Below are 14,922 nucleotides of genomic sequence, written 5' to 3' on the forward strand. Positions count from 1 at the left end.
TCTTCTGGTTGTCACCCGAGCACAACCGCCGCCACTGCGTGGGTGCCGCAGTGGGATATGCTCAAACTCGCCGCGGTCAGACCCGACCGCTGCATTTCCTCGAGGAAGCGCCCGCCGAACACCAGGTACGGCCGCCCCGCGTCTTCATGCTCGATACGCAGGTCGTGGAACTGGATGCCGTCGCGAAAACCCGTGCCCAGTGCCTTGACCGCCGCTTCCTTGGCCGCCCAGATGCCCGCCGCGCGCTCCGCGTTGGCCTCGGCGTCGCCGATGTAGTCACGTTCCGGGGCCGTGTAGACCCGGTTGAGGAAACCCTCGCCACTGCGCCGGCTGGCGGTGCGGATACGCTCGATTTCCACGATGTCGATACCGATGTGCATGCTCATGGCCTCTGCGGCATGCCGGCCGCCACCGGTTGCACGCCCAGCTCGCGGATGAACAGGCCGGCCTGCTCGGCGTCGCGCTGCTGGGTCAGTCCGCGCTCGCGCCAGAAGGCCCAGCCGGGAGCGACCAGCAACAGTGCGCAGAACAGCGGGAACGGCAGCGGCTGCGGCAGTTGTGCCAGCAAGCCGCACAGCACCAGGGCCCAAAGCCCAACGGCGGCGTAATACAGAGCCATGCGTGGCAGCACCCGGGCACTGCCTGCTACTGGCGCCGAGGGGGTGCGCAGCAGTGCGGAGAGGCGCTCACCCACGGCCGAGTACAGGCGCGAGCGCCGCGCGCCGAGCAGCAGGAAGAAGGTGACGATCCAGCCCAGGATCATCGCTGCCACGGCGAACTCCGGCTTGCCGTAACCGCTCTGCAGGTCGAAGTCCGGGCGGCCATGCAGCGGCCAGATCAGCGCCAGGCTGATCAGCAGGCTGATGGCCAGATCCTCGGCGCGATAGCGACCGGCATCACGCAGGCGCGTCATCTGCGGCAACATGGCGTTCTCGCCCTGATCGCTGGCCAGGACCATGAAGTAGGGCGCGCTGCCGGTCAGCAGCAACGCCAGCAGCAGCGGAAAGAGCAGGCCGAGCACCACCAGTGTGACCAGCGCCGGATAGGCCGGCAGCAGCGCCAGCCCCGCCCACAGCAACACCGTGATCAGCCCGGCCAGCAGCAGCGGCAGGCTCAGCGGCCGCCGCAGCGGATTGAGCAGCCCGATCAGCGGACTGACGCGCAGCTGCTGCAGCTGCTGCAGCTCGCTCGGCAGGACCATGAACTTGAGCGAACGTGCCGCGTAGATCCAGTAACCCGGCGCATCACGGGAGGCGCCCAGGGTGACGCCGAAGGCGATGGCGAAACCGGCCGGCAGCACCTCCAGCAGACCCAGCGCCTGGCTGTTGCGCAGCAGGGCAAAGGCCATCAGCAGACACAGGAAACTGACGCCCAGGCATAAGCCGAAACCATAGCGGCCGGCGTGCTGGCGGAAAGTCGGCAACATGTCCGGCGCCTCAGTCGGCCAGCGCCGCATGCGGCGCCAGGTGGTCGGAGACATGGCCTACCGGCGGCAGCGGCTGCAGCTCGGTGAAATCCTGCAGCAGGCGCCCCAGCACCTTCTTCGGACCAACCTCGAGGAAACCGCCCACGCCGCTGGTGACCAGTGCCTGCATGGTTTCGCGCCAGCGCACGGTGGAATACAGATTGACCACCAGATCCTGGCGAATCTGCTCGATATCGCTGACGGCGGCTGCCGCCTGGTTGGTGAACAGCGGTAGCTGGGGTGCGGCGAACTGCAGACCGTCGATGACCGCCTGGAAATCCTCGCGCCCGGGCAGCATCAGCGCGCTGTGCCAGGCGCCGTTGACCGGCAGCTTGACCTGCTCGAAGCCGGCCCGCAGCAGCGCCGGCAGCAGCTCCTTGAGCGCCGCCTTGCTGCCGGAGATCACCTGCTGGCGCGGCGAGTTGTCGTTGGCCACGGTAATCGCATCGCCCAGTTCATGCGCGGCGATCAGCTCGGCGATAGCGTCGCGGCCAACGCCCTTGATGGCGTACATGGCGCCATCGGTCTGCTCGGCCAGTGCCTGCATGATGCGCCCGCGAGCAGCCACGCCACGGAACACATCCTCCATGCCCAGCACACCGGCGGCGAACAGCGCGGAGAACTCGCCGACGCTGTGCCCGGCCAGCGCCGCCACATCCGGCTCGCCGCGCTCGCGCAGGGCGACCAGGCTGGCGATGTTGACGCAGGTGACCGCCACCTGCTGGTACTGGGTCTTGTCCAGCTTGGGCATCGGCCCCTTGCTGCACAGGCGGCGCAGGTCGAAACCGGCGATGTCGCTTGCACAGTCCCAGACCCGCGCGGTGGCGGGCGACTGGTCGCAGACCGCCTCGCCCATGCCGATATGCTGGGTACCCTGCCCCGGAAACAGCAGGGCCACACCCGCCTTGTCACCAGATTGCTCGAACGCCTGCATAACCCACCCCGCTGTTTCCCAACCGACCGAATTCACTGTTATCCGGACCGTCCAGATAACCGCCGCCTAAATAGACTTCAAAGTTGCGCGTCAACTGCGAGGACAGGTGCAGATTGAGGGCAAAGCTGCGATCTTCGATGTTGTAGATCGTCGAACTTTCCCAGGACCACCTGCGCAACTCCGCCTCGTTATCATCCAGGTGCAACATCAGGTAATTACGACCCGGCAGCAGATCACGCCGCGCCATGTTGTCGGCTTCTTGAGCAAACAACAGTTGATAATCCCTGAACAGATCCACCGAGGTTGCCTGATAAGCCCCCTCCAGCAACTCCAGCGTCTCGAAGTAGTTATCCCAATCTCGCTGATGCCAGCCCTGATCCTGAAAAAGGTATTCCAGGGAGATCGCCGTATTGTTATCCGTGGTGTAGCGCAGACCGGCACCGAACTGATAGAAACGCTGCCGATCCTGTTCCTTGAAAAAATCATCCGCAGTCGGCAACTGCCAGGCCTGCAATTTATTCAGCGCCGCTTCATCTAACTTGCGAACCTGACTCTTTTCATTCACCGACAATTCGACACTGAGAATCCAGTCGTCATTGATGAAACCGCTGGTGCCCAGACCGAAGGCATAACTTTCACCACCAACCAGTACCAGCCGAGGATTAAAGTCCTCGAACACCGCCGTGGTATACGACAGGTAATAGCGCTCTGCCGAATTTGTGCGCTGCGAAGTGTTCCACTCCGCCACCCGTGGTTTGTGCGACGGGTTGGCCAGTTGCGGTAGTACCGCCAATTCCAGTGTGCCGGCCTGATTGAACCAGGACATCTGTGCGAGCAGAGCGCCTTCGCGATAAGTGTCGCGCCAGGACACACCCAATGCATTGATTACACCGCGCTCGGCGTAATTGCTCGGCGCCTGTAGAAAGTCCAACGGACTGACAAAAAAGAACTGACCGTTGCGTATATCCTTCTTGCCAATATCGATAAAAACAGACTCATGTGGCGTCAGCGATACATAGGCCTCGCGCACAAAGCCACGCGTGTCGTGACCTTCACTTTGCTGGGCGCTGCCGCTCTCACCGAACGTGCGCAGATGCTCGCCGAACAGGTTGAAATGCAACTTGGCCGCCTCGCCCGCGCAGTCACCATTCACCTCGCCGTAGGCCGCTGCCGAACTCATCGCACGGGTGAATTCCCCCTCTGGGTTCAGCTGTGCTTCCCGCGTCGCAGAGCGTCCTGCTTCGCTCCCGGCAAAGCCTGCAAGGCTGCACGAAGGCTCCGCGCCGGCCGGTCTGGCCAGCAGCGCCAGACAAATCCAGGCCAATAGAACGCCACTGCGCCTCATCGCAACACCACACCCTTCCATGTCAGAGAGTCAACGCAGACGCAGCAAGTATTCTTTCTGGAAGTACGCCTCCGGCACGGCCTCCAGGCGCACGTCGGAGTACAGCATGCGGGTGTACTGTTCCTTCTTCAGACTGTCTTCGATATAGATTTCATGCGGCCGCTCGACCCCCAGGGCCGGTTTGTAATCGCGGTACCAGGCACGCTTGATCAACTTGTCATTGGTGGCGAGAAACTCTGCCTTGAAGGGGCGATAATTTTCCGCATCCACCCAATAAATGATTTTCGGGTAAGTAACATAAGGCCAGCGCCGCTGCAGTTCCAGGCGATAGCACTTGCGCCCGTCACACTCCTCGGTGGCCGCCAACTTGGAGATATAGGAAAGATCGAAATCTGTGGCGACGACATCGCCATTGGAAACTTGCCCCACCAGGCGCTGCTGGCGCGAAATGGGAATTGGCCGACGCAACTTAGGCTCGTAATACCAGAGCTTGTCGAATATCGACAACAGCGATTTGCCTTTTTCACTGGGCGGTTCAACGAAGCGCACCAATGCGCGCGCATCGCCTTCCTGCCCGGCCTCCGCCTTGTAAAAACGCATGGCCACATCGAAACTTTGCCGGGCAACTTCATGATCGCCCTTCATTTCCACCAGGGTCAGCGCATAACGAAAGGGTTCAGCCGGCGCACGAATACGATCGGCGCGCCGAATGATATCCACGGCCTGTGCATCTTCGACAATTGCCGGAGAGGCATTTGAAGTTTGCGTGGACTGCTGAGCAGCCGCCAGCGCAGGTGGCATCCATAAGGCCCACCCGATAATTGCAAACAAGGAAACTATGCCGTGCCGCATCCATTCATCCCCCGCAACGCCAAAAGACCAGAGCCTGGACACTGCAGAACTTATTATTATTTTGGCGGCGACTTCCTGACGACCGCTTATGGTTCAGCTTCAAAGCTGGCCGAATCCTATTTTTAGCCAGCCATTAATGTCAACACGGCATTCCGTGAACTATTTCTGTAATGAATAGCAAAAAGCCATATTCGACTAATGAAACATCAATTTATATCGGCGCCGCATCTAATTAGAGCAGGAGTTCTAATTAGCTTATTAGGCCACCCTGTAATATGACCAGACAGTCACGGCAAAAGCCCATGCGCGCCTCAGGCGTGCCGCTCACGGGTAATAGCCGGGCGCCATCAACGGCGCTTCATCGAGGGAATTTAGTGCACCCTATGTCGCATCACTCGGCAGGGCAGCGAGGTGGCAGGCCCGCACCGAGCGGAGGAATGTCGGGCAGCGGGCTGCGACGAAAAGTCGAGAAAAGAGGATGACCGGGCGGTTTTCTGTCGCGATCTGCGCAGACCTCGGCAACTGCCGAGGTCTGCATTGGCTTACAGGCGGGTGCTGAACCAGGACAGCAGCAGCGCAGCACTCAGGGTGGCGCTGCCGAAGAGGTAGAAGAAACGGTTGATGCGCAGGGTCGGCTCGTCCAGCAGCGAAGCTTCCTGATCAATCTCTTCCAGCTCGCTTTCGCCGGCCAGGCGGGCGTACGCGCGCTGCTCGCGCAGGCGGGTCGCCAGCAGCAGCCAGCTGCCGGCCACGGCAAAGAACAGGGCCAGGCCGTTGACCACTTGCCCGGGATAGCTCGAGAACAGGGACCAGAAGTACTGCAGGGACACGCGAATCACCTCGACAGCCAGGGCTGTGCACCATCAACAGGAAAGGACCGACACCGAAAACAGGCAGCAGCCACTGCGACGCCATACCGTACGGCCTATGCCATTCGTCGGCGCACCAAAAGCAGGCAACGCAACGCTCAAGCTGAGCTCAAGGCCCGTCGTTGCGGGGCGGCAGTCTACTGAAAAGTGCTCGGTTATAAATTCCGTTTCCGACGAACGAGCCGAGTTATCACCAATACATCTAAAAACGGTCATTTTCCTGGCCTAGGGTTTGATTCTCCTTTTAGTGACTCAACAGTCACTACCGTGACGGAGCGACATTCACAACAGCGGAGGAACCGCCATGCTCAACCCGCAACCTGTAGACCGCGACTATCTGATCGACTCGCTGGAGGAGGTGGAAGCCCTGGTAGACGAGCTCTCCTTCAACGTGCAGGACCACCACTGGCTGGTGTACTGCGCCCTCGGTGGCCATGAGCACTATGACCTGCCGGACATCGACGAACGCACCGGCTTCAGCCTGCCCGAACTCTATGCCGAGGCGGCCTGAACCCCGCGCGCGGCACGCATGAAAAAGCCCGGCACTGGCCGGGCTTTTTTCATTGCGCGTGAGTTACTGCTGGCCGAGCAGCTGGCCGATGGTCGGGTCCTTGAAGGCGCGGGTCAGGGCGTCGCTGAGTACGTCGCTGACCAGCTTGGTGTTGGTCTCCTGATTCGGCGCCATGCCGAAACGCTGATTCAGCGAGGCGCCATAGCGGCCGCTGTAGCGACGGTTGCTGTTCTGCACATCGGCGCGGAAGGTGGCGCTGATGTCAGCCTCGGTGACATACATGCCTTCCTTCGGCGACTGGTACTTGAGGTCGGCCAGGGTCAGGGTCAGCTGCGGCGCATTGTAGGCGTTCGGGCTCGGGGTGAAGCCGAGCAGGCGTACCGCGGCCTCGGCCTCGGCCTGCAGGCGCGGCAGGATGTCCTGGCCCTGCACGCTGATGTTGCTGGTCTCCGGGTAGAGGCCGCCACGGGTACCGAGCACCGGCGACTGGCGACCGTCCACCACCCGCACCACCACCGGCTGGCCCTGGCCAACGGCCACCAGCGGCGCATTGAGCTTCGGCTGCGGACGCAGTTGCTGCGGGCTGTGGGCACAGCCGACGAGGCTGACGCCGAGTACGGCTAGCAGACCGAACAGCAGGTGTTTGTTCATGGGCGATCTCCAGAAAAGAAGGCAACGGAAAATGGCCGGCAGTATACCCAGCAGCCTGCCGACTGTCTTTCCGACCGCTGCGGCGCCGGGCGGGTTCCTGTCATCGCCCTGTCACCGCCCCGTGCGATAAGACTGGCGCACCTGAGGAGGAATGTTCCGATGATGAGTCTCTGGTCCCTGCTGACCCCGCGCGCACGGATGCGCCGCTTCGCCCTGCTGGATGCCATGGGCACCTGCCGCGCCTTGCGCGAGGCCCGCGAGTTGCCCGGCGAAGCAGGCTGGGTGGAAGTGCGCGAACTGCGCAGCCAGTGGCTGGGCCAGACCTTGCCGCTGGAGGCCATGGTGGCGCCGCGGCATATCGGCAGGCGACCGCGCCCTGCCCTGGCGGCCTGAACGCCAGGCATGAAAAAGCCGCCCGAGGGCGGCTTTGTTGTATGCGGACCTGTCAGGCCAGCTGCAGCGCCTTGCTGGTCTGCTCGGCGACTTCGCGATACAGCGCGGCATCCTCTTCCAGCACCTTTTCGCGGGCCGGGAAGATCTCCTTGAGCTTGGCCGCCCACTCGCCCTTGGCCTTGTCGGCGAAGCAGCGCTCGATCAGGTTGAGCATGATCGAGACGGTCACCGAAGCGCCCGGCGAGGCGCCCAGCAGCGCGGCGATGGAGCCGTCCTCGGCCGCCACCAGTTCGGTACCGAACTGCAGGATGCCGCCCTTCTTGGCGTCCTTCTTGATGATCTGCACGCGCTGACCGGCAATCTCCAGGCGCCAGTCGGCCGGGTTCAGGTTCGGGTAGAACTTGCGCAGGGCGTCCAGGCGCTGTTCCGGCGACTGCAACACTTCCTTGATCAGGTAGCGGGTCAGGTCGAAGTTGTCGCGCGCCACGGCCAGCATCGGGCCGATGTTGCTCGGGCGTACCGAGAGCGGCAGGTCGAGGAACGAGCCGTACTTGAGGAACTTGGTGGTGAAGCCGGCGTAGGGGCCGAACAGCAGCGAGGTCTTGCCATCCACCACGCGGGTATCCAGGTGCGGCACGGACATGGGCGGAGCGCCCACTTCGGCCTGGCTGTAGACCTTGGCCTGGTGCTGCTTGACCACTTCCGGGTTGTCGCAACGCAGCCACTGGCCGCTGACCGGGAAGCCGCCGAAGCCCTTGCCTTCCGGAATGCCGGACATCTGCAGCAGCGGCAGCGCACCGCCACCGGCGCCGAGGAAGACGAAGCGCGCGTGGATCTCGCGCTGCTCGCCGCTCTTGGTGTTCTTCACCTGCGCGGTCCAGCCCTGGGCGCTGCGCGACAGGTCGGTGACCTTCTGGCTGTAGCTGATGGTGACGCCGCCCTGGGTGGACAGGAACTGCAGCAGCTGGTTGGTCAGGGCGCCGAAGTTGACGTCGGTACCGTTGGCGGAGCGGGTTGCGGCGATGCGTTCGCTGGCATCGCGGCCAGCCATCATCAGCGGCATCCACTCGGCCATGGTGGCCTTGTCTTCGGTGTACTCCATGCCTTCGAAGGCATGGTGCTGCTTGAGCAGCTCATGGCGTTTCTTGAGGAAGCCGACATCCTTCTCGCCACGCACGAAGCTCAGGTGCGGCACCGGGTTGATGAAGTCACGCGGCGAACCGAAGCCCGGCTTGCCGGCCAGGTGCGACCAGAACTGCTTGGAGACTTCGAACTGGGCGTTGATCTGCACGGCCTTTTTGATATCGATCGAGCCGTCCGCCGCCTGCGGCGTGTAGTTCAGCTCGCAGAGGCCGGCGTGGCCGGTACCCGCGTTGTTCCACGGGTTGGAGCTCTCGATGGCGCCCGAAGAACGCAGCTCGGCGATCTCCAGCTTGAGGCTCGGGTCCAGTTCCTTGAGCAGCACCGCCAGGGTAGCGCTCATGATGCCGGCGCCGACCAGCAGCACATCCACAGTTTCGTGATTGACTTGCGTCATTAACGCTTCTCCAAGATCTGCAGTACCAAACCGCTGACATCGGCCTTTTGAGCCGCGCATCGGCGTCTAATCACTGACAGCCAGACGGGTGTCTGGAGCTTCGGAGGGCTGGCGCCGTGGCCGATGATTTGGCCTGACAGACACCGAGCAACCTCGTCCGGCACGTTTCGCCTGTGGGCAATCCGTGCGTTCAATTCTTCAACTCGTCGCGGCGGCGAAGCCACCCTGCGCCGGCCTCAGGCCCGGCGCGCCGAGGCCTGCAGGGCACTCGGGCGGGAAGTTTTCGGCGCGCACAATACCACTAATGCCGCTGATTCAGTCGCAAAAAATGCACCAACCCCGTCGGACGGTCACTTTTTCTACGATGTGTCAGGCTTTCGCCGCTTTTACCGCTTCGACATAGGGTTCGGCCAGGCGCTGATCCTGGATCAGGGCGATGAAATCGTTGCCCTGGGCATCCTTGGCGTCCAGGTCGTAACCGGCGTCCTTGAAGAAGGTCAGGAACTTCTCGAAATCGTCAATGCGCAGGCCGCGGTAGGCCTTGACCAGCTTGTGCAGGGACGGCGGCGTATCGTCGGCGGGCTCAACGCCCAGGAAGAGACGGATCGAATCGTCGCTGATCTCTTCGCCAATCACCTGTTTCTTGTCTTTACGCATCACGCACTCCAGCTCGCAGCGGACTCACACGGGGCCGGCAGTTTACCTGCGCCCAGTGCGCCGCTCAACGCGACTAAAGGTGCGTTTTCAGCTGGCGAAGTGCGACTTCATCCAGACCAGGTAGTCAGCACCGCCGGCTTCGCCCTCGCGCGGCGCCCAGGCGGCCTGTTCGGCCTCGATCAGCGGCCGGTAGGGCCCGGCCTTGCATTCGAAGAGGATGCTGTCCGGCTGCAGCACCACCAGGGCATGGAACTGGCCGGGCGCCAGATCGACACCGAGGCAGTCGCCGCCGGCCTCGAGCAGGCGGGTCTGCTCCAGCGTGCCGTCCTCGGCGAACAGCAGCAGGCCGATACGGCCCTGCAGCACCAGCAGGGTTTCGGCCTTGTCGGCGCACAGGTGACGATGGGGTGGGATATAGGTATCGGGCTGCAGCCCCACCGCCAGGCGGTGGCAGGGCTCGCTCATCTCATGCAGGTTGTGATGGGCACGCCGGCGCGGGCTCTGCCCCGCCTTGCCCGCCAGTTCGGCGAAAAAGCGCGGTCGAGGAAGGCCGGCGCGCGCACTTACAGGCCTTTTACCGCGTAGATGCCGGCGGCGTTGCGCCAGTAGCCCTTGTAGTCCATGCCATAGCCGAAGATGAAGCGATCTTCGCAGGACAGGCCGACGTAATCGGCCTTCAGGTCCGGGCGGGCCTTGCGGTCGTGGTCCTTGTCGATCAGCACGGCGGTGTGCACGGCGCTGGCGCCGGCGTGCTTGCAGAACTCGATGATGGCCGACAGGGTATGACCCTCGTCGAGAATGTCATCGATGATCAGCACTTCGCGGTCGATGAAGGAGATTTCCGGCTTGGCCTTCCAGAACAGCTCGCCGCCGGTAGTCTCGCTGCGATAGCGGGTGGCGTGCAGGTAGGACAGTTCCAGCGGGAAGTTCAGCTTGGTCAGCAGCTTGCCGGCGAAGATCAGGCCGCCGTTCATCACGCAGAACACCACCGGATTACGCTCAGCCAGCTCGGCGCAGATGGCGGCGCCGACCTGCTCGATGGCGGCCTCGACCTGGGCCTCGGTGAACAGGCAATCGGCTTCGGCCATGACTTGGCGGATGTGGGCGAGATCGGCGGACATGGCGTGCTCCGGAAAGGTGATCGGGGGACTGGTCAAAAAATGGTCGGCAAAGGTACTCAGATGGGCGCCTCAGGGCAAGCCCGACGGCAGATTTTCTGACCAATCAAACAGCTAAACCGTTAAACTGCGCGGCTTCTGAGAGGCATTACCGATGCTTTACTCTAGCCAGAATTTCCTTCCCGCCCCGGAGACCCTCGCATGCCCATCCGTGAGATCCGCCATCCGCTGATCCGCCACAAGATCGGTCTGATGCGCCGCGCCGACATCAGCACCAAGAACTTCCGCGAACTGGCCCAGGAAGTGGGCGCCCTGCTGACCTACGAGGCGACCAACGACCTGCCGCTGGAGCACTACGAGATCCAGGGCTGGGCCGGGCCGGTACAGGTGGAGAAGATCGCCGGCAAGAAGATCACCGTGGTGCCGATCCTGCGTGCCGGTATCGGCATGCTCGACGGCGTGCTCAGCCTGGTACCGGGCGCCAAGGTCAGCGCCGTGGGCATCGCCCGCAACGAGGAGACCCTGCAGGCGCACACCTACCTGGAAAAACTGGCGCCGGAAATCGACGAGCGCCTGGCGCTGATCGTCGACCCGATGCTGGCCACCGGCGGCTCCATGGTCGCCACCATCGACCTGCTGAAGAAGGCCGGCTGCAAGGAAATCCGCGCCATGGTGCTGGTCGCCGCGCCCGAGGGCATCCAGAAGGTCGAGGACGCCCACCCGGACGTGACCATCTACACCGCCTCCATCGACCAGTGCCTGAACGAGCACGGCTACATCATTCCCGGCCTCGGTGATGCCGGCGACAAGATCTTCGGCACCAAGCAGAAGGACGCCTGAGCATGAGCGAGTACAACGACCCGCTGCCACGGCAGATCCTCTCCGGCGCGCAGATGCTCTTCGTCGCCTTCGGCGCCCTGGTGTTGATGCCGCTGATCACCGGCATGGACCCCAACGTGGCGCTGTTCACCGCCGGCATCGGCACCCTGCTGTTTCAGCTGGCTACCGGCCGCCAGGTCCCGGTATTCCTCGCCTCCTCCTTTGCCTTTATCGCGCCGATCATCGCCGCCAAGGGTGAGTTCGGCATGCCGGCGGTGCTCGGCGGCGTGGTTGCCGCCGGCTTCGTCTACACCTTCCTCGGCCTGGCCGTGAAGCTCAAAGGCCCGGGCTTCATCGACCGCGTGCTGCCGCCGGTGGTGATCGGCCCGGTGGTGATCTCCATCGGCCTGGCGCTGTCGCCGGTGGCGGTGAACATGGCCATGGGCAAGACCGGTGACGGCGCCGCCGAACTAGTGCCCTACCAGACCGCCATGCTCATCTCGATGTCCGCCCTGGTAACCACCGTGCTGGTGGCCGTACTGGGCCGCGGCCTGTTCCGCCTGGTGCCGATCCTCGCCGGCATCGCCGTGGGCTGCATCCTCTCGGCCTTGTTCGGCGTGATCGACACCAGCACCATCGCCGCCGCGCCCTGGCTGGCGGTGCCGAAGTTCATGGCCCCCGAGTTCCACCTCGGCGCCATTCTGTACATGCTGCCGGTAGCGCTGGCACCGGCCATCGAACACATCGGCGGGGTGATCGCCGTCGGTACCGTCACCGGCAAGGACTTCGTGCGCAAGCCAGGCCTACATCGCACCCTGCTCGGCGACGGCCTAGCCACCTCGGCCGCCGGCCTGTTCGGCGGCCCGCCCAACACCACCTACGCCGAAGTGACCGGCGCGGTGATGCTGACCAAGAGCTTCAACCCCAAGGTGATGACCTGGGCGGCGATCTTCGCCATTGCCCTGGCCTTCATCGGCAAGTTCGGCGCGGCGCTGCAGGCCATCCCGGTGCCGGTGATGGGCGGTATCCTCTGCCTGCTGTTCGGCTCGATTGCGGTGGTCGGCCTGAATACCCTGATCCGCCACCAGGTGGACCTGTCCGAGGCACGCAACCTGGTGATCGTCTCGGTGACCCTGGTGTTCGGCATCGGCGGCATGGTCATCGGCGGCAAGGCCTTCGCCCTGTCCGGCATCTCCCTGTGCGCCATCAGTGCCCTGACGCTCAACCTGCTGTTGCCGGGCGGAAGTGCCTGGCGCAAGCACCCGCCGATCGATCCCGAGATCTGATCGCCCAAGGCCCCGCTCGCGGGGCCTTTTTCATGGTGGGCGGTCGCCAGTTTGGCGTTTTCGCCCGCACCACGGCTCCCACAGGTGACGCATCCGGTGCCATGCTGGCCGGACCTGCCGCCGCCATGCCCCGAGGAGCCCGCATGTCCGTCGAAGACCTGGATGTCCTGATCGTTGGCGCCGGCCTGTCCGGCATCGGCGCCGCCTGCCACCTCAGGCGCGAGTGCCCGGACAAGCGCCTGGCCATTCTCGAGGGGCGCGCCGCTCTGGGTGGCACCTGGGACCTGTTCCGCTACCCCGGCATCCGCTCCGACTCGGACATGTACACCCTCGGCTACAGCTTCCGTCCCTGGACCGATCCGCAGGCCATCGCCGACGGCCCGTCGATCCGCCGCTACATCGAGGACACCGCCCGCGAGCATGGCGTCGACAGCCTGATCCGCTACCACCACCGGGTGCTGCGCGCCGAGTGGGACAGCGCCCAGGCCCTGTGGACCCTGCAGGTGCGGCGCGGCGACGAAGCCGAACCCGTGCAGCTGCGCTGCCGCATGCTGGTGCTGTGCACCGGCTACTACCGTTACGAGGCCGGCTACACGCCGGACTTCCCCGGCCGCGAGCGTTTCACCGGCACCTTCATTCACCCGCAGCACTGGCCGCAGGACTTCGCCCCCGATGGCCGGCGCATTCTGGTGATCGGCAGTGGCGCCACCGCCGTGACCCTGGTGCCGGCGCTGGTCGCACAGGGTGCTCAGGTGACCCTGCTGCAACGCTCGCCGAGCTACGTGATCAACCTGCCGCAGCAGGACCGCCTGCTGGCAGCGCTGCGTCGGCTGCTGCCGGCGACCTGGGTGTACCGTCTGGCGCGCACGCGCAACGTGGCGCTGCAGATGTTCTTCTACAACCTGGCGCGGACCTGCCCTGGCCTGGTGCGGCGCCTGCTGCTCGGCCTGGTGCGTCGCCAGCTAGGCGCAGACGCCGACCTGCGCCACTTCAGCCCGCGCTACAACCCCTGGGATCAGCGGGTCTGCGCCGTGCCCGACGGCGACCTGTTCGCTGCCCTGCGCAGCGGCCGGGCCGAAGTGGTCACCGAGCAGATCGACACCTTCACCGAGCAGGGCGTGCGCCTGCGTTCGGGGCAAGAGCTCACGGCCGATACCATCGTCAGCGCCACCGGGCTGGAACTGCAGCTGTTCGGCGGCCTGCAGCTGGTGGTCGACGGCCGCCCCTTCGTCGCCGCCGAGAGCCTGGGCTATCGCGGCCTGATGCTGCGCGACCTGCCCAACGCGGTGATGATCCTCGGCTACACCAACGCCAGCTGGACGCTCAAGGCCGACCTCTCCAGCCAGTACCTGTGCCGCCTGATCCGCCACATGGATGCCCACGGCCAGCGCCAGGTAACGCCGCGCCAGCACGGCGCGGTGGGCAAGGCGCCCTTCCTCGACCTGAAGTCCGGCTATATCGAGCGCGCCGCCCACCTGCTGCCCAGCCAGGGCGACCGCATGCCGTGGAAGGTCTACCAGAACTACCTGCTGGACCTGATCCTGCTGCGCCACGGCCGCCTCGAGGATGGCAGCCTGGAGTTCCGCTAGTCGCCCAGGCAGCGAATCTGCTCGACCAGCCACTGCAGCGCCTGGTCGCGGCGGCGCAGGTCGAGGCTGACGATCTCCAGGTCGAAGGGCCCCAGGGCGAACGGCAGGTCGAACAGCTGCAACGGCAACAGGCCGGCGAAGTAGCGCGCCAGGCGCGTCGGCAGCACCGCCACCAGGTCGCCGCCGGCGGCGATGTGCGCGGCCTGCAGGTAGTTGGGCGTGGTGTAGACGATCTCGCGGGCGAGGCCGTGCTCGCCCAGCCACTGCTCGACCATGCCGCGGGTCTGCCCGCCATGCACCCACAGGTGGCGCAGGCGCAGGAAAGTCTCCAGGTCGAGCCCCGCCCACAGCTGCGGGTGGTCGCGCCGCGCCACCAGCTGCAGGGTCTCGCTCATCCAGCGCACCCCGGCGAAGCGCGGCGGCAACGCCTCGAAACGGCCCAGGGCGAGGTCGATCTCGCCTTTTTCCAGGGCCTCGGCCGGCAGGCGTGGCGACAGGTGCTGCACGTCGATGCGCACGCCCGGCGCCTGCTCGGCCAGACGCGCCAGCAGGCGCGGCATCAGTAGCATCTCAGCATAGTCGGTGAGGGCTATGCGAAAACGCTGGCGGCTGCGTGCCGGCTCGAAGCGACTTCCCTCGCCCAGGCTCTCCTCGATCTGCCGCAGCGCCGCGCGAATTGGCGCCTCCAGCTCCAGGGCCCGCGGCGTCGGCTGCATGGTGCGGCCGACGCGCACCAGCAGCGGGTCGTCGAGCAGGTCACGCAGGCGGTTCAGCGCGTTGCTTACCGCCGGCTGGCTCAGCGCCAGGCGCTCGGCGGCGCGCGACACGTTGCGCTCGCGCAGCAGCACGTCGAGCACGCGCAGGAGGTTGAGGTCGAAGGTCAATATATTCACGGG

Annotated in this window: 16 protein-coding genes and 1 pseudogene; 5 read left to right on the top strand and 12 right to left on the bottom strand. The window is 64.5% G+C overall.

Annotated features, from left to right (window positions below):
- Nucleotides 1–11 precede the first annotated feature (11 nt).
- The 6 genes from acpS to PA6_RS17525 all read right to left on the bottom strand — a co-directional run bounded on the left by acpS (nt 12) and on the right by PA6_RS17525 (nt 5,426).
- The gene (gene acpS, locus PA6_RS17500; RefSeq protein ID WP_217997226.1) at nt 12–386 is read right to left on the bottom strand and encodes a holo-ACP synthase; all 375 of its coding nucleotides are present in this window, start codon (nt 384–386) and stop codon (nt 12–14) included.
- The gene (locus tag PA6_RS17505) at nt 383–1,426 is read right to left on the bottom strand and encodes a hypothetical protein (RefSeq protein WP_021702289.1); all 1,044 of its coding nucleotides are present in this window, start codon (nt 1,424–1,426) and stop codon (nt 383–385) included. Before PA6_RS17505 ends, acpS begins: the two co-directional genes overlap by 4 nt.
- Before the next feature lie 10 nt (nt 1,427–1,436).
- Nucleotides 1,437–2,399 carry an ACP S-malonyltransferase gene (locus PA6_RS17510; protein WP_021702290.1) on the bottom strand — a complete coding sequence of 321 codons (963 nt, stop codon included), beginning with the start codon at nt 2,397–2,399 and terminating at the stop codon, nt 1,437–1,439.
- Nucleotides 2,374–3,744, bottom strand: coding sequence for a hypothetical protein (locus PA6_RS17515; RefSeq protein ID WP_043216907.1), 1,371 nt, complete (start codon nt 3,742–3,744; stop codon nt 2,374–2,376). Before PA6_RS17515 ends, PA6_RS17510 begins: the two co-directional genes overlap by 26 nt.
- Before the next feature lie 30 nt (nt 3,745–3,774).
- A complete protein-coding gene (locus tag PA6_RS17520; protein WP_217997227.1) occupies nt 3,775–4,545 on the bottom strand; it encodes an outer membrane lipoprotein-sorting protein in 771 nt (256 codons plus the stop codon).
- 593 nt (nt 4,546–5,138) lie between these two features.
- A complete protein-coding gene (locus tag PA6_RS17525) occupies nt 5,139–5,426 on the bottom strand; it encodes a hypothetical protein (RefSeq protein ID WP_043216911.1) in 288 nt (95 codons plus the stop codon).
- Between the two features lie 343 nt (nt 5,427–5,769).
- On the opposite strand from PA6_RS17525, the gene PA6_RS17530 reads away from it, so the two are divergent.
- Nucleotides 5,770–5,976, top strand: a complete 207-nt coding sequence (locus PA6_RS17530; protein WP_021702294.1) for a hypothetical protein — start codon at nt 5,770–5,772, stop codon at nt 5,974–5,976.
- Nucleotides 5,977–6,039: 63 nt separating this feature from the next.
- Here the strand turns inward: PA6_RS17530 and PA6_RS17535 are convergent, their stop codons facing one another.
- Nucleotides 6,040–6,627, bottom strand: coding sequence for a YajG family lipoprotein (locus PA6_RS17535; protein WP_021702295.1), 588 nt, complete (start codon nt 6,625–6,627; stop codon nt 6,040–6,042).
- A 159-nt stretch (nt 6,628–6,786) separates the two neighbouring features.
- Between PA6_RS17535 and PA6_RS17540 the strand changes: the two genes are divergently transcribed.
- Nucleotides 6,787–7,020 (top strand): hypothetical protein, encoded by a 234-nt coding sequence (locus tag PA6_RS17540; RefSeq protein ID WP_021702296.1) that lies wholly within the window; start codon nt 6,787–6,789, stop codon nt 7,018–7,020.
- A 52-nt stretch (nt 7,021–7,072) separates the two neighbouring features.
- Here the strand turns inward: PA6_RS17540 and mqo are convergent, their stop codons facing one another.
- The 4 genes and pseudogenes from mqo to PA6_RS17560 form a co-directional block, all read right to left on the bottom strand.
- A complete protein-coding gene (gene mqo / locus PA6_RS17545) occupies nt 7,073–8,557 on the bottom strand; it encodes a malate dehydrogenase (quinone) (protein WP_021702297.1) in 1,485 nt (494 codons plus the stop codon).
- Between the two features lie 369 nt (nt 8,558–8,926).
- The gene (locus PA6_RS17550; RefSeq protein ID WP_021702298.1) at nt 8,927–9,214 is read right to left on the bottom strand and encodes a PA4642 family protein; all 288 of its coding nucleotides are present in this window, start codon (nt 9,212–9,214) and stop codon (nt 8,927–8,929) included.
- An 87-nt stretch (nt 9,215–9,301) separates the two neighbouring features.
- Nucleotides 9,302–9,777 (bottom strand): annotated as a pseudogene (locus PA6_RS17555) (WbuC family cupin fold metalloprotein).
- Complete coding sequence (locus PA6_RS17560; RefSeq protein ID WP_021702300.1) at nt 9,778–10,335, bottom strand: hypoxanthine-guanine phosphoribosyltransferase; 558 nt, start codon at nt 10,333–10,335, stop codon at nt 9,778–9,780.
- A 198-nt stretch (nt 10,336–10,533) separates the two neighbouring features.
- On the opposite strand from PA6_RS17560, the gene upp reads away from it, so the two are divergent.
- From upp to PA6_RS17575, 3 genes are all read left to right on the top strand, one after another.
- On the top strand, nt 10,534–11,172 hold the full coding sequence (gene upp / locus PA6_RS17565) for a uracil phosphoribosyltransferase (RefSeq protein WP_021702301.1): 639 nt from the start codon (nt 10,534–10,536) through the stop codon (nt 11,170–11,172).
- 2 nt (nt 11,173–11,174) lie between these two features.
- Nucleotides 11,175–12,437: a uracil-xanthine permease family protein gene (locus PA6_RS17570; protein WP_021702302.1), complete on the top strand. Its 1,263-nt coding sequence runs from the start codon at nt 11,175–11,177 to the stop codon at nt 12,435–12,437.
- Nucleotides 12,438–12,580: 143 nt separating this feature from the next.
- Nucleotides 12,581–14,026 (top strand): flavin-containing monooxygenase, encoded by a 1,446-nt coding sequence (locus tag PA6_RS17575; RefSeq protein WP_021702303.1) that lies wholly within the window; start codon nt 12,581–12,583, stop codon nt 14,024–14,026.
- Here PA6_RS17575 and PA6_RS17580 read toward each other — a convergent pair.
- A complete protein-coding gene (locus PA6_RS17580; protein ID WP_021702304.1) occupies nt 14,023–14,919 on the bottom strand; it encodes a LysR substrate-binding domain-containing protein in 897 nt (298 codons plus the stop codon). The two genes, PA6_RS17575 and PA6_RS17580, sit on opposite strands and share 4 nt — an antisense overlap.
- Nucleotides 14,920–14,922: the final 3 nt, after the last annotated feature.

The organism is Aquipseudomonas alcaligenes NBRC 14159 (genome assembly GCF_000467105.1).
In the GTDB taxonomy this organism is placed as follows: Bacteria; Pseudomonadota; Gammaproteobacteria; order Pseudomonadales; family Pseudomonadaceae; genus Aquipseudomonas; species Aquipseudomonas alcaligenes.

Coding starts and splice junctions, on each gene's coding strand:
- PA6_RS17515 (WP_043216907.1), bottom strand. CDS start 3,744: ATGAGGCGCAGTGGCGTTCTATTGGCCTGGATTTGTCTGGCGCTGCTG.
- PA6_RS17570 (WP_021702302.1), top strand. CDS start 11,175: ATGAGCGAGTACAACGACCCGCTGCCACGGCAGATCCTCTCCGGCGCG.
- acpS (WP_217997226.1), bottom strand. CDS start 386: ATGAGCATGCACATCGGTATCGACATCGTGGAAATCGAGCGTATCCGC.
- PA6_RS17530 (WP_021702294.1), top strand. CDS start 5,770: ATGCTCAACCCGCAACCTGTAGACCGCGACTATCTGATCGACTCGCTG.
- upp (WP_021702301.1), top strand. CDS start 10,534: ATGCCCATCCGTGAGATCCGCCATCCGCTGATCCGCCACAAGATCGGT.
- PA6_RS17505 (WP_021702289.1), bottom strand. CDS start 1,426: ATGTTGCCGACTTTCCGCCAGCACGCCGGCCGCTATGGTTTCGGCTTA.
- PA6_RS17535 (WP_021702295.1), bottom strand. CDS start 6,627: ATGAACAAACACCTGCTGTTCGGTCTGCTAGCCGTACTCGGCGTCAGC.
- PA6_RS17550 (WP_021702298.1), bottom strand. CDS start 9,214: ATGCGTAAAGACAAGAAACAGGTGATTGGCGAAGAGATCAGCGACGAT.
- PA6_RS17560 (WP_021702300.1), bottom strand. CDS start 10,335: ATGTCCGCCGATCTCGCCCACATCCGCCAAGTCATGGCCGAAGCCGAT.
- PA6_RS17520 (WP_217997227.1), bottom strand. CDS start 4,545: ATGCCACCTGCGCTGGCGGCTGCTCAGCAGTCCACGCAAACTTCAAAT.
- PA6_RS17540 (WP_021702296.1), top strand. CDS start 6,787: ATGATGAGTCTCTGGTCCCTGCTGACCCCGCGCGCACGGATGCGCCGC.
- mqo (WP_021702297.1), bottom strand. CDS start 8,557: ATGACGCAAGTCAATCACGAAACTGTGGATGTGCTGCTGGTCGGCGCC.
- PA6_RS17575 (WP_021702303.1), top strand. CDS start 12,581: ATGTCCGTCGAAGACCTGGATGTCCTGATCGTTGGCGCCGGCCTGTCC.
- PA6_RS17510 (WP_021702290.1), bottom strand. CDS start 2,399: ATGCAGGCGTTCGAGCAATCTGGTGACAAGGCGGGTGTGGCCCTGCTG.